The 13,959-nt window shown below is 48.0% G+C and carries 12 protein-coding genes; 8 read left to right on the top strand and 4 right to left on the bottom strand.

The annotated features are described in order from the left end of the window. Nucleotides 1–37: 37 nt before the first annotated feature. Nucleotides 38–2,713 carry a bifunctional acetaldehyde-CoA/alcohol dehydrogenase gene (gene adhE / locus ACUU1M_RS14990; protein WP_000301651.1) on the bottom strand — a complete coding sequence of 892 codons (2,676 nt, stop codon included), beginning with the start codon at nucleotides 2,711–2,713 and terminating at the stop codon, nucleotides 38–40. 392 nt (nucleotides 2,714–3,105) lie between these two features. Here adhE and ychE (ACUU1M_RS14985) point away from each other — a divergent pair, with 392 nt between their 5' ends. The 7 genes from ychE (ACUU1M_RS14985) (at nucleotide 3,106) to oppF (ending at nucleotide 10,161) form a co-directional block, all read left to right on the top strand. Then, nucleotides 3,106–3,159 carry a protein YchT gene (gene ychE / locus ACUU1M_RS14985; protein WP_211180492.1) on the top strand — a complete coding sequence of 18 codons (54 nt, stop codon included), beginning with the start codon at nucleotides 3,106–3,108 and terminating at the stop codon, nucleotides 3,157–3,159. Between the two features lie 30 nt (nucleotides 3,160–3,189). Further along, complete coding sequence (ychE, locus tag ACUU1M_RS14980) at nucleotides 3,190–3,837, top strand: NAAT family transporter YchE (protein ID WP_000616773.1); 648 nt, start codon at nucleotides 3,190–3,192, stop codon at nucleotides 3,835–3,837. 737 nt (nucleotides 3,838–4,574) lie between these two features. Continuing rightward, on the top strand, nucleotides 4,575–6,206 hold the full coding sequence (oppA, locus tag ACUU1M_RS14975; protein ID WP_152029001.1) for an oligopeptide ABC transporter substrate-binding protein OppA: 1,632 nt from the start codon (nucleotides 4,575–4,577) through the stop codon (nucleotides 6,204–6,206). A gap of 85 nt (nucleotides 6,207–6,291) precedes the next feature. Continuing rightward, a complete protein-coding gene (gene oppB / locus ACUU1M_RS14970) occupies nucleotides 6,292–7,212 on the top strand; it encodes an oligopeptide ABC transporter permease OppB (protein ID WP_152029000.1) in 921 nt (306 codons plus the stop codon). 14 nt (nucleotides 7,213–7,226) lie between these two features. Then, nucleotides 7,227–8,135, top strand: coding sequence for an oligopeptide ABC transporter permease OppC (gene oppC, locus ACUU1M_RS14965; protein WP_000979659.1), 909 nt, complete (start codon nucleotides 7,227–7,229; stop codon nucleotides 8,133–8,135). An 11-nt stretch (nucleotides 8,136–8,146) separates the two neighbouring features. Further along, nucleotides 8,147–9,160, top strand: a complete 1,014-nt coding sequence (oppD, locus tag ACUU1M_RS14960; RefSeq protein WP_000110954.1) for a murein tripeptide/oligopeptide ABC transporter ATP-binding protein OppD — start codon at nucleotides 8,147–8,149, stop codon at nucleotides 9,158–9,160. Further along, nucleotides 9,157–10,161: a murein tripeptide/oligopeptide ABC transporter ATP-binding protein OppF gene (gene oppF, locus ACUU1M_RS14955; RefSeq protein ID WP_152028999.1), complete on the top strand. Its 1,005-nt coding sequence runs from the start codon at nucleotides 9,157–9,159 to the stop codon at nucleotides 10,159–10,161. The genes oppD and oppF overlap by 4 nt, the downstream gene beginning before the upstream one ends. 52 nt (nucleotides 10,162–10,213) lie before the next feature. Here the strand turns inward: oppF and ACUU1M_RS14950 are convergent, their stop codons facing one another. Next, complete coding sequence (locus ACUU1M_RS14950) at nucleotides 10,214–10,543, bottom strand: HI1450 family dsDNA-mimic protein (RefSeq protein ID WP_000366959.1); 330 nt, start codon at nucleotides 10,541–10,543, stop codon at nucleotides 10,214–10,216. 34 nt (nucleotides 10,544–10,577) lie between these two features. After that, the gene (gene cls / locus ACUU1M_RS14945) at nucleotides 10,578–12,038 is read right to left on the bottom strand and encodes a cardiolipin synthase (protein WP_000214515.1); all 1,461 of its coding nucleotides are present in this window, start codon (nucleotides 12,036–12,038) and stop codon (nucleotides 10,578–10,580) included. Nucleotides 12,039–12,180: 142 nt separating this feature from the next. Here cls and ACUU1M_RS14940 point away from each other — a divergent pair, with 142 nt between their 5' ends. After that, on the top strand, nucleotides 12,181–12,354 hold the full coding sequence (locus tag ACUU1M_RS14940) for a YciY family protein (RefSeq protein WP_001309467.1): 174 nt from the start codon (nucleotides 12,181–12,183) through the stop codon (nucleotides 12,352–12,354). Between the two features lie 54 nt (nucleotides 12,355–12,408). Here the strand turns inward: ACUU1M_RS14940 and kch are convergent, their stop codons facing one another. After that, nucleotides 12,409–13,662 (bottom strand): voltage-gated potassium channel protein, encoded by a 1,254-nt coding sequence (kch, locus tag ACUU1M_RS14935; protein ID WP_005049683.1) that lies wholly within the window; start codon nucleotides 13,660–13,662, stop codon nucleotides 12,409–12,411. Between the last annotated feature and the right edge of the window lie 297 nt (nucleotides 13,663–13,959).

Here is a 13,959-nt window from a genome sequence, read left to right as displayed (position 1 = left end):
AGAAGGGGCCGTTTATATTGCCAGACAGCGCTACTGATTAAGCGGATTTTTTCGCTTTTTTCTCAGCTTTAGCCGGAGCGGCTTCTTTTTTCGCTGCAGTTTCACCTTCTACATAATCACGACCGTAGTAGGTATCCAGCAGAATCTGTTTCAGCTCGGAGATCAGCGGGTAACGCGGGTTAGCGCCGGTGCACTGGTCATCGAATGCATCTTCAGACAGTTTATCCACGTTCGCCAGGAAGTCTGCTTCCTGAACGCCAGCTTCACGGATAGATTTCGGAATACCCAGTTCAGCTTTCAGCGTTTCCAGCCATGCCAGCAGTTTCTCGATCTTAGCAGCAGTACGGTCGCCCGGTGCGCTCAGACCCAGGTGGTCGGCAATTTCAGCATAACGACGGCGAGCCTGCGGACGGTCATACTGGCTGAATGCAGTCTGCTTGGTCGGGTTGTCGTTCGCATTGTAGCGAATAACGTTACAAATCAGCAGGGCGTTTGCCAGACCGTGCGGAATATGGAACTGGGAACCCAGTTTGTGCGCCATTGAGTGACATACACCCAGGAAGGCGTTCGCAAATGCGATACCCGCGATAGTTGCTGCACTGTGAACACGTTCACGCGCTACCGGATTTTTAGACCCTTCGTGGTAGGACGCTGGCAGATATTCTTTCAGCAGTTTCAGTGCCTGCAGAGCCTGACCATCAGAGAACTCAGATGCCAGTACAGAAACATAAGCTTCCATGGCGTGAGTTACTGCGTCCAGACCACCGAAAGCACACAGGGACTTCGGCATGTCCATAACCAGGTTGGCGTCGACAATCGCCATATCCGGGGTCAGCGCATAGTCCGCCAGCGGGTATTTCTGACCAGTAGCGTCGTCAGTTACAACCGCAAACGGAGTGACTTCAGAACCTGTACCAGAAGTGGTGGTGACAGCGATCATTTTCGCTTTCACGCCCATTTTCGGGAACTTGTAGATACGTTTACGGATATCCATAAAGCGCAGCGCCAGCTCTTCGAAGTGAGTTTCCGGATGTTCGTACATAACCCACATGATCTTCGCGGCGTCCATCGGGGAACCACCACCCAGCGCGATAATCACGTCTGGTTTGAAGGAGTTTGCCAGTTCTGCACCTTTACGAACGATGCTCAGGGTCGGGTCCGCTTCTACTTCGAAGAAGACTTCAGTTTCAACGCCTGCTGCTTTCAGTACGGAAGTGATCTGATCAGCATAACCATTGTTGAACAGGAAGCGGTCAGTCACGATGAGCGCACGTTTGTGGCCATCAGTAATCACTTCATCGAGCGCGATTGGCAGGGAGCCACGGCGGAAGTAGATAGATTTCGGAAGTTTGTGCCACAACATGTTTTCAGCTCGCTTAGCAACGGTTTTCTTGTTGATCAGGTGTTTCGGACCAACGTTTTCAGAGATGGAGTTACCACCCCAGGAACCACAACCCAGAGTCAGGGAAGGTGCGAGTTTGAAGTTATACAGGTCACCGATACCACCCTGAGAAGCCGGGGTGTTAATCAGGATACGAGCTGTTTTCATTTTCTGACCGAAGTAAGAAACGCGAGCCGGTTGGTTATCCTGGTCAGTGTACAGGCAAGAGGTATGACCGATACCGCCCATAGCAACCAGTTTCTCTGCTTTTTCTACCGCGTCTTCGAAATCTTTAGCGCGGTACATTGCCAGAGTCGGGGACAGTTTTTCATGTGCGAACGGTTCGCTTTCATCAACAACGGTCACTTCACCGATCAGAATCTTGGTGTTTTCTGGTACAGAGAAGCCTGCCAGTTCAGCAATTTTATAGGCTGGCTGACCAACGATAGCCGCGTTCAGCGCACCATTTTTCAGGATAACATCCTGAACAGCTTTCAGCTCTTTACCCTGCAACAGATAGCCGCCGTGGGTTGCGAAACGTTCACGTACTGCGTCATAAACAGAGTCAACAACAACAACAGACTGTTCAGAAGCACAGATTACGCCGTTGTCGAAGGTTTTGGACATCAGTACAGATGCAACTGCACGTTTGATATCAGCAGTTTCATCAATAACAACTGGAGTGTTACCCGCGCCTACACCGATAGCTGGTTTACCGGAGCTGTATGCGGCTTTAACCATGCCCGGACCACCAGTCGCGAGGATCAGGTTGATGTCTGGGTGGTGCATCAGTGCGTTAGACAGTTCAACAGAAGGTTGATCGATCCAGCCGATCAGATCTTTCGGAGCACCGGCAGCGATAGCAGCCTGCAGAACGATATCAGCCGCTTTGTTGGTTGCATCTTTTGCACGCGGGTGCGGGGAGAAGATAATGGCGTTACGGGTCTTCAGGCTGATCAGCGATTTGAAGATAGCAGTTGAAGTCGGGTTAGTGGTCGGAACGATACCGCAAATAATACCGATTGGTTCAGCGATAGTGATGGTACCAAAAGTGTCGTCTTCAGACAGAACACCACAGGTTTTTTCATCTTTATAGGCGTTGTAGATATATTCAGAAGCAAAGTGGTTTTTGATCACTTTATCTTCGACGATACCCATGCCGGATTCGGCAACGGCCATTTTCGCGAGTGGGATTCGAGCATCTGCAGCAGCCAGAGCGGCGGCGCGGAAGATTTTGTCTACTTGCTCTTGAGTGAAACTGGCATATTCACGCTGGGCTTTTTTTACACGCTCTACGAGTGCGTTAAGTTCAGCGACATTAGTAACAGCCATAATGCTCTCCTGATAATGTTAAACTTTTTTAGTAAATCATCTGCTCGAATACGAGAGTATAGTCAGTGCGGTGATGATTTGCTTAACCGATGAAAATCAAAAGCTTACTCGCGCTCACACTCACTGTGATTTACTAAAAGAGTTTAAACATTAGAGTTATTATCTCTAATGCGTCACTTCCAGGTGGCGTAAGCAAGATTACTCACTTCTGGGTACTGATTACGTGATCCAAATCAAATTTTTGCAAAGCTGACACCTTTCAGCATCGCTTTTCGCCATTATAGCTAACAGTTAATAAATTGTAGTATGATTTGGTGGCTACATTAGCATGTTTTGCACAACTAGATAACAATAACGAATGATAGCAATTTTAAGTAGTTAGGAGGTGAAAAATGCTGTCAAAAGGCGTATTGTCAGCGCGTCTTTTCAACCTTATTTATGGCTAACATTATCCGGCTTTTGCTTCGGAGCTAACCGTGATTCAGACCCTTTTTGATTTTCCCGTTTACTTCAAATTTTTCATCGGGTTATTTGCGCTGGTCAACCCGGTAGGGATTATTCCCGTCTTTATCAGCATGACCAGTTATCAGACAGCGGCAGCGCGAAACAAAACTAACCTTACAGCCAACCTGTCTGTGGCCATTATCTTGTGGATCTCGCTTTTTCTCGGCGACACGATTCTACAACTTTTTGGTATATCAATTGATTCGTTCCGTATCGCCGGGGGCATCCTGGTGGTGACGATAGCGATGTCGATGATCAGCGGCAAGCTTGGCGAGGATAAACAGAACAAGCAAGAAAAATCAGAAACCGCGGTACGTGAAAGTATTGGTGTGGTGCCATTGGCGTTGCCGTTGATGGCGGGGCCAGGGGCGATCAGTTCTACCATCGTCTGGGGTACGCGTTATCACAGCATTAGCTATCTGTTTGGTTTCTTTGTGGCTATTGCATTGTTCGCTTTATGTTGCTGGGGATTGTTCCGCATGGCACCGTGGCTGGTACGGGTTTTACGCCAGACCGGCATCAACGTGATTACGCGTATTATGGGGCTATTGCTGATGGCATTGGGGATTGAATTTATCGTTACTGGTATTAAGGGGATTTTCCCCGGCCTGCTTAATTAATTCCTTTCAAATGAAACGGAGCTGCCATGCTCCGTTTACTTCGTCATTATTTTTACTTTGTTCCCGCGCAGTTATCAAAAGCAAAAGGAATAGGTAAAAATATTCTTCTCAAATTACAGTTAGTTATAAGGATTTCCTTAACTGCTTCTCCTCACCATCATGTTATTTTCGCCACATCATAATCCTGGGCTTGCTGAAGAATAATTGAAATGATATTAGTAATTCCACTGCCTTTGGTAGAGGGAAGTGCTAAATAATAATCAATTGTTAAATTATTGTGCATTTCACTACTGGAACTGTAATCAGAAAAGATAGACATGCTTAGCCAATCTCTATTTGATTGAATTGAAAGATGTTTGTTAAGGCATGGATGCAAGCTATAGATTCTGATACGGTCAATAAAAGAGAATCGCTTAACAATTTTGCAAAATGTATTGGCGAGTAAGAACCGCATTTGGTACTTTCCGGGCAACCGCCAGACGATTCTTTATTGGTAATGAGAATAATTAACAATTAAAGAGCGTCGCGAAAGAATAATGTGTCTCGACAGGGGAGACACAGTACGAATCGACATAAGGTGATCGTCTGAATCACCAGAATAAATAAAGTCGGTGATAGTAATACGTAACGATAAAGTAACCTGACAGCAGAAAGTCTCCGAGCCTGTGCAGGGTCCCAATCCGGGATTACACATGCTGGTTAATACCAGTAATTATAATGAGGGAGTCCAAAAAACAATGACCAACATCACCAAGAGAAGTTTAGTAGCAGCTGGCGTTCTGGCTGCGCTAATGGCAGGGAATGTCGCGCTGGCAGCTGATGTACCCGCAGGCGTCACACTGGCGGAAAAACAAACACTGGTACGTAACAATGGTTCAGAAGTTCAGTCATTAGATCCGCACAAAATTGAAGGAGTTCCGGAGTCTAATATCAGCCGAGACCTGTTTGAAGGCTTACTGGTCAGCGATCTTGACGGTCATCCAGCACCTGGCGTCGCTGAATCCTGGGATAATAAAGACGCGAAAGTCTGGACCTTCCATTTGCGTAAAGATGCGAAATGGTCTGATGGCACGCCAGTCACAGCACAAGACTTTGTGTATAGCTGGCAACGTTCTGTTGATCCGAACACTGCTTCTCCGTATGCCAGTTATCTGCAATATGGGCATATCGCCGGTATTGATGAAATTCTTGAAGGGAAAAAACCGATTACCGATCTCGGCGTGAAAGCTATTGATGATCACACATTAGAAGTCACCTTAAGTGAACCCGTTCCGTACTTCTATAAATTACTTGTTCACCCATCAACTTCACCGGTGCCAAAAGCCGCTATCGAGAAATTCGGCGAAAAATGGACCCAGCTTGGTAATATCGTCACCAACGGTGCCTATACCTTAAAAGATTGGGTCGTAAACGAACGAATCGTTCTTGAACGCAGCCCGACCTACTGGAACAACGCGAAAACCGTTATTAACCAGGTAACCTATTTGCCTATTGCTTCTGAAGTTACCGATGTCAACCGCTACCGTAGTGGTGAAATCGACATGACGTATAACAACATGCCGATCGAATTGTTCCAGAAGCTGAAAAAAGAGATCCCGGACGAAGTTCACGTTGATCCATACCTGTGCACTTACTATTACGAAATTAACAACCAGAAACCGCCATTCAACGATGTGCGTGTGCGTACCGCACTGAAACTAGGTATGGACCGCGATATCATTGTTAATAAAGTGAAAGCGCAGGGCGACATGCCCGCCTATGGTTACACTCCACCGTATACTGATGGCGCAAAATTGACTCAGCCAGAATGGTTTGGCTGGAGCCAGGAAAAACGTAACGAAGAAGCGAAAAAACTGCTGGCTGAAGCGGGTTATACCGCAGACAAACCGTTGACCATCAACCTGCGGTATAACACCTCCGATCTGCATAAAAAGCTGGCGATTGCTGCCTCTTCATTGTGGAAGAAAAACATTGGTGTAAACGTCAAACTGGTTAACCAGGAGTGGAAAACGTTCCTCGACACCCGTCACCAGGGCACTTTTGATGTGGCCCGTGCAGGCTGGTGTGCAGACTACAACGAACCAACTTCCTTCCTGAACACCATGCTGTCGAACAGCTCGATGAATACCGCGCATTATAAGAGCCCGGCCTTTGACAGCATTATGGCGGAAACGCTGAAAGTGACTGACGAGGCGCAGCGCACAGCTCTGTACACTAAAGCAGAACAACAGCTGGATAAGGATTCGGCCATTGTTCCTGTTTATTACTACGTGAATGCGCGTCTGGTGAAACCGTGGGTTGGTGGCTATACCGGCAAAGATCCGCTGGATAATACCTATACCCGGAATATGTACATTGTGAAGCACTAATGGCAATACGTGGGGCAGGAGTGTCCTGCTCCACGGTGTCTGATTTTTATCGCATTACAGAAGGCACAGGCCAGAAGGTAGGGCAATGTTAAAATTTATTCTACGTCGCTGTCTGGAAGCGATTCCGACGCTATTTATTCTTATTACTATTTCGTTCTTTATGATGCGCCTCGCGCCGGGAAGCCCTTTTACCGGCGAACGTACTTTACCGCCAGAAGTGATGGCCAATATCGAAGCGAAATATCATCTTAATGATCCGATCATGACACAGTATTTCAGCTACCTGAAACAACTGGCGCATGGCGATTTCGGTCCATCGTTTAAATATAAAGATTATTCGGTCAATGACCTGGTGGCATCCAGTTTTCCCGTTTCTGCCAAACTGGGAGCCGCCGCATTTTTCCTTGCGGTAATACTGGGTGTTAGTGCTGGCGTTATTGCCGCATTAAAACAAAACACCAAATGGGACTATACCGTGATGGGGCTGGCAATGACCGGGGTTGTTATCCCCAGTTTTGTGGTTGCGCCATTATTAGTCATGATATTTGCGATCATTTTGCATTGGCTGCCGGGCGGTGGCTGGAATGGTGGGGCGCTTAAATTCATGATATTGCCGATGGTGGCGTTGTCACTCGCCTATATCACCAGTATTGCGCGTATTACCCGTGGCTCTATGATTGAAGTATTACACTCCAACTTTATTCGTACTGCCCGGGCGAAAGGGTTACCTATGCGGCGGATCATTTTACGCCACGCATTAAAACCTGCTCTGTTACCCGTGCTCTCCTATATGGGCCCCGCATTTGTCGGCATTATTACCGGTTCTATGGTCATCGAAACCATTTATGGTTTGCCGGGGATTGGGCAACTGTTCGTTAATGGCGCATTGAACCGTGACTATTCCTTAGTGTTAAGCCTGACCATCCTGGTTGGTGCGTTAACCATTTTGTTTAATGCCATTGTCGATGTGCTATATGCGGTTATCGACCCGAAAATCCGTTACTGATACTGGAGCTCGCGATGATGTTAAGTAAGAAAAACAGCGAGACGCTGGAAAATTTCAGTGAAAAGCTGGAGGTCGAAGGGCGCAGCTTGTGGCAGGACGCACGTCGACGTTTTATGCATAACCGTGCGGCGGTTGCCAGTCTGATAGTGCTGGTGCTGATCGCGTTATTTGTAATCCTGGCACCGATGCTTTCCCAGTTTGCCTATGACGATACTGACTGGGCGATGATGTCCAGCGCCCCGGATATGGAGTCCGGTCACTACTTTGGTACTGACTCATCCGGTCGCGACCTGCTTGTGCGCGTTGCGATTGGCGGGCGTATCTCACTCATGGTCGGTGTTGCTGCGGCACTGGTGGCAGTGGTCGTGGGGACACTTTATGGTTCGCTTTCCGGTTATCTGGGCGGTAAAGTGGATTCGGTAATGATGCGTCTGCTGGAAATCCTCAACTCCTTCCCATTCATGTTCTTCGTCATTTTGCTGGTGACCTTTTTCGGCCAAAACATCCTGCTGATTTTCGTGGCGATTGGCATGGTTTCCTGGCTGGATATGGCTCGTATTGTGCGTGGGCAAACCCTGAGTCTGAAGCGCAAAGAGTTTATTGAGGCGGCACAAGTTGGTGGTGTATCGACGCCGGGCATTGTTATTCGCCACATTGTGCCGAACGTACTCGGTGTGGTGGTGGTCTACGCATCGCTACTGGTGCCCAGCATGATCCTCTTTGAATCTTTCCTTAGCTTCCTGGGGTTGGGTACGCAAGAGCCGTTAAGCAGCTGGGGGGCATTGCTGAGTGATGGCGCGAACTCGATGGAAGTCTCTCCATGGTTACTGTTGTTCCCAGCGGGATTCCTTGTGGTGACACTGTTTTGTTTCAACTTTATCGGCGATGGCTTGCGTGATGCCCTCGACCCGAAAGATCGTTAAGGAGTGCAGCCATGAGCGTAATTGAAACTGCAACTGTGCCGCTCGCACAACAACAGGCTGACGCACTGCTGAACGTGAAAGATTTGCGTGTCACCTTTAGTACCCCGGACGGCGACGTCACGGCGGTCAATGATTTAAATTTTTCCCTACGTGCCGGAGAAACGCTGGGCATTGTAGGTGAGTCTGGTTCGGGTAAATCGCAAACTGCATTTGCGTTGATGGGCCTGTTGGCTGCCAACGGACGCATTGGCGGATCGGCAACCTTCAATGGGCGTGAAATCCTCAATTTGCCAGAGCGTGAACTCAATAAACTGCGCGCTGAACAAATCTCAATGATTTTTCAGGACCCAATGACTTCGTTGAATCCCTATATGCGCGTCGGTGAGCAGTTGATGGAAGTGCTGATGCTGCATAAGAACATGAGCAAAGCTGAGGCGTTTGAAGAGTCGGTGCGGATGCTCGATGCGGTAAAAATGCCGGAAGCACGTAAACGCATGAAAATGTACCCGCACGAATTTTCTGGCGGCATGCGTCAGCGAGTCATGATTGCGATGGCATTGCTATGTCGACCTAAGTTGCTGATTGCGGATGAACCCACTACAGCGCTGGACGTCACCGTACAGGCACAGATCATGACGCTATTGAATGAACTGAAGCGGGAATTTAATACTGCCATCATTATGATCACCCACGATCTTGGCGTGGTGGCGGGGATCTGTGACAAAGTGCTGGTAATGTACGCCGGGCGCACGATGGAATATGGCAATGCGCGCGATGTCTTTTATCAACCCGTTCATCCTTATTCTATCGGTTTGCTCAACGCGGTGCCGCGTCTTGATGCGGAAGGTGAAACAATGTTGACCATCCCGGGTAATCCGCCAAACTTGCTGCGATTACCGAAAGGTTGCCCGTTCCAGCCACGTTGTCCACATGCGATGGAAATTTGCAGTAGCGCACCGCCGCTGGAAGAGTTTACGCCTGGCCGTCTGCGTGCTTGCTTTAAACCGGTGGAGGAACTGTTATGAATGCTGTAACTGAAGGAAGAAAAGTCCTCCTTGAAATCGCCGATCTTAAAGTGCACTTTGAAATCAAAGATGGCAAACAGTGGTTCTGGCAACCGCCGAAAACGCTCAAAGCCGTCGATGGTGTCACTCTTCGCCTGTATGAAGGGGAAACATTAGGTGTGGTAGGGGAATCGGGATGCGGTAAGTCCACCTTTGCTCGCGCCATCATCGGTTTGGTCAAGGCGACCGACGGTCATGTTGCCTGGTTAGGTAAAGAGTTGCTGGGCATGAAGCCCGATGAATGGCGTGCCGTTCGCAGTGATATTCAGATGATTTTCCAGGATCCGTTGGCATCGCTAAACCCGCGTATGACCATCGGCGAGATCATCGCTGAACCACTGCGTACTTATCATCCGAAAATGTCACGCCAGGAAGTTCGCGAGCGCGTGAAGGCGATGATGCTGAAAGTCGGGTTATTGCCTAACCTGATTAACCGCTATCCGCATGAGTTCTCCGGTGGGCAGTGCCAGCGTATCGGGATTGCTCGTGCTCTTATTCTTGAACCGAAGCTGATTATCTGCGATGAGCCGGTTTCGGCGCTGGACGTGTCAATTCAGGCGCAGGTGGTCAACCTGCTCCAGCAGCTGCAACGTGAGATGGGATTGTCATTAATTTTTATTGCTCATGACCTGGCCGTGGTAAAACACATTTCCGATCGTGTGTTGGTGATGTATCTCGGCCATGCAGTAGAACTGGGGACCTATGATGAGGTCTACCACAATCCACTACATCCTTACACCAAGGCATTGATGTCGGCAGTCCCCATACCTGATCCGGATCTGGAGAAGAACAAAACCATCCAGTTACTGGAAGGGGAGTTACCGTCGCCGATCAACCCGCCTTCCGGTTGTATTTTCCGTACCCGTTGCCCGATTGCCGGTCCGGAGTGCGCCAAAACACGTCCTGTTCTGGAGGGGAGTTTCAGACACGCCGTTTCTTGCCTGAAAGTCGATCCGCTTTAAAAACAATAAGGGCTGACAGTTGTCAGCCCTTTTTCACGCTAAAAGCGATTATTTATTCCCGCCAGATGATATGGCAAAGTTTGTGATCTTTTTCGCGGCATAACAGAATGCGGGCGAAAACATCGTTGATTTCACCATCTTCACTGTCCGCCAGACCAATCACCACTTCGGCAAAAAAGTCCGGGTTCAAATCGAAATCAACATGTTCCTGCCAGTCTTCCGCCGGATCGAATAACTCCGCGCCGCCGCGCTCTTCAAACTGAAGATTGAACAGCAGAACATCAGCTGGATCGAGATTGTCGGCAGCCAGTTCGAGAAAAATATCGTAGGCCTGCTCAAGCGTTTCATCTTCAGTCAGGCGATTGTTTAGATCCATATCCATAGTCACTACCTGTTTAACCTCTGTTGGCTACGTTTTACAGCAACGGGCTGAAGAAGTAAAACAGTCGCTCGGCGACACGTTGCCATAATGGACGTTTTAGCCATAAACGGGCATCGAGCAGACGTGAACGCGAAATATAATCGTCCTGAACGGCGGCAAGGTCTGCACCAAAACCTTTATCGTCGATTGCCAGGGTAATCTCGAAATTCAGCCACAGACTACGCATATCAAGGTTAACGGTGCCAACCAGACTTAGTTCGCCATCGACCAGCACGCTCTTGGTATGCAGTAACCCGCCTTCAAACTGATAAATTTTAACCCCAGCAGCAAGCAGTTCCGTAAAGAATGCGCGACTGGCCCAGCCGACCAGCATCGAGTCATTTTTTCGCGGAAGGATAATACTGACATCCACCCCGCGCTGCGCCGCCGTGCAAATCGCATGAAGTAAATCATCGCTTGGCACAAAGTAGGGCGTGGTCATGATCAAATATTCATGCGCCGAATAAGCCGCAGTCAATAATGCCTGGTGAATGAGATCTTCCGGAAAGCCGGGGCCAGAAGCAATTGTGTGAATGGTGTGACCGCTGGCCTGTTCAAACGGCATAATATTGACATCTGGTGGTGGCGGCAGAATACGTTTTCCGGTTTCAATCTCCCAGTCGCAGGAATAAATAATCCCCATCGCGGTGGCGATGGGGCCTTCCATACGCGCCATCAGATCAATCCATTGCCCTACGCCCGCATCTTGTTTGAAGTAGCGAGGATCGACCATATTCATGCTGCCGGTGTACGCGATGTAATTATCGATCATGATCATCTTGCGATGTTGGCGCAGGTCCATACGGCGTAAAAACACACGCATCAGATTGACCTTTAAGGCTTCGACCACTTCAATACCGGCATTACGCATTAGCTCGGGCCACGGGCTGCGGAAAAAAGCCACACTCCCGGCGGAGTCGAGCATCAATCGGCAATGAATACCACGCCGTGCAGCCGCCATTAATGATTCAGCCACCTGGTCCGCCATGCCGCCGGGCTGCCAGATATAAAACACCATCTCAATATTATGGCGCGCGAGCTGGATGTCGCGGATTAACGCCTGCATCACATCATCTGACTCGGTCATCAGTTGTAGCTGATTCCCTTTGACCCCAGCGATCCCCTGACGACGCTCGCAAAGCTTGAATAATGGCGCAGCGACACTGCTATTTTCTTCGGCGAAGATATGCTTACAGGCTTTAAGGTCGTTAAGCCATTTTGCGGTGGAAGGCCACATCGCTCTGGCGCGCTCAGCGCGGCGTTTGCCTAAATGGAGCTCGCCAACGGCAAGATAGGCAATAATTCCGACTAACGGCAGAATGTAAATAATCAACAGCCAGGCCATCGCGGAGGGAACTGCGCGTCGTTTCATTAGAATGCGTAAAGTTACGCCTGCAATGAGCAACCAGTATCCCAGAATGGCCAACCAACTCACCAACGTATAAACGGTTGTCATAGATTAGAAATCCTTTTGAAAGCGCATTGTTATGAGTTTACGCATATGGATTCATCTGGCAAATAAAAACGCAGGAAAAGCACTGGTCAGCGTCGGGGGCGGGGGTATAATGACCATTCTGTTATTGCATAGAGTAGTTAACATGAAGCGGAGTAGAACGGAAGTGGGGCGCTGGCGCATGCAGCGTCAGGCTAGCCGACGTAAATCGCGTTGGCTTGAGGGGCAATCGCGCCGAAATATGCGTATCCACAGCATCAGGAAGTGCATTCTAAACAAACAGCGTAACTCGTTATTGTTTGCGATCTACAATATCTAAATGTACTGGGCACCATTGCGGTGCCCAATAAGTTTACTCTTCCGTCTTTAAACTCTATTTTTGCGCCGATTCTTTACTGTCAGCTTTCGTTTCTTGTTCATCGTTATCGCTGAAAATACCATGACCTGAGTTCAACAACATTGAAACGAGCATATCATTATTAATCTCTTCACCATTTAAAACTCGCGCCAGAATTTCGCTGCCAAACAGTTGCGGTGAGAGAATGATATCCGGATGTACCATCTTAATCTTATTCAGGTTTTTGCTATCACTGACGGCGAGAACTGTTTTGACATCACTGCTCATATCTTTTGCCGAGAGTACAACAAACGCGTTATCTGCATCGTTATCACTCAGCGCCAGAATGGCCCGGCAACGATCGATTCCCGCTTTCTTTAATACTGAACTGTCATTACTGTCACCGGGGATAACATCAGCGTTATCGCCTAAGCGTTGCTCAAGTTGCTTGATATCATCTTCAGGCAAGTTGCTGATAACCGTTACGTTTTGTCCGCGTTGATTCAGTTGCAGGATCGTATTGATGGCGAGAATCGAATGTCCGCAAACAATAAAATGATCTTTACGATGCATTGTATGATTGTTTCCTTTTAAAAGTTTGTTGAATCCCCCGCGGATAAGCGGACCAAAAATTGAGGTCATAGATGTGGCAAAAACGGTAATGCCGGAAATAATGACCGAAATAGTGAACAATCGTGCTGATTCAGAAACAGGGACAATATCTCCATAGCCGACGGTTGACATGGTTTCTATCGAAAAATAGAACGCGGTCATCAAACTTTCTATTCGCGGATTAAAACCTTCGCTTAAATAAAGCGCACCGTAGGTTGAGTAAAACAGTAATGTCGTGAAACTAATAAATGCAAAAATTGTCCCGGCTGCGGCGCTACTGTGGGAGAAGTCTTTGCGCAGTATCAGCAAAAACACCAGCGTAAAAATGCAAAATCCAATACTAAATTTCAGCCAGGGATAAAAATGCAGGGTGTAAATTAGCGCTATCAACAACAAAATGATACTGATTGCCCATGCGAGCTTTGCCCGGAACAGTAAGCCAATGGAGTTCAGGACAAGAAAGACGCCGAGCATAAATAGTGGGGCGTTTGCCAGCAAGGAGAGATCCAACTCTGAAAATGCTTTGATATGGAAAATATCAAGCAAATTGACCGACATACCATAGATTGTTTTAAAAATAAGCAATCCATTTAAAAAGACGGCCAGCGCGAGAATGTCGTGCCGTAGGGTCACCCATAAATTTGTTGCTGTTTGTTTGAATGTAGCCCAGTGACTCACTGATACCTCTGTAACCACAATTTTGTTTAATTATCTTAGCGTGCACATTTTCTGAACATACATGCAGCGCGTGAATGTGTTAAACAATAGTAGATGACTTTATCCGCAGTAATCAAAGGTTTTGAGTGAGCAACTCTGCGTCAGGAAAGGGCTTTTTTCCTGAACATGCTCACATCATATAAAGAAATACAGATAAAGTTATTATCTGCTTGTGGTAGTGAATGCACTGACCGGCTATAAGGAAAGGCCAAACAAGAACACGGTTGCAAAAACTGTGCCCTTAAATATTGGATCTCT

The organism is Shigella sp. SIG6 (assembly GCF_053555815.1).
Note: the sequence above shows the minus strand (reverse complement) of the source record. Positions and strands in the feature narration are given on the sequence as shown.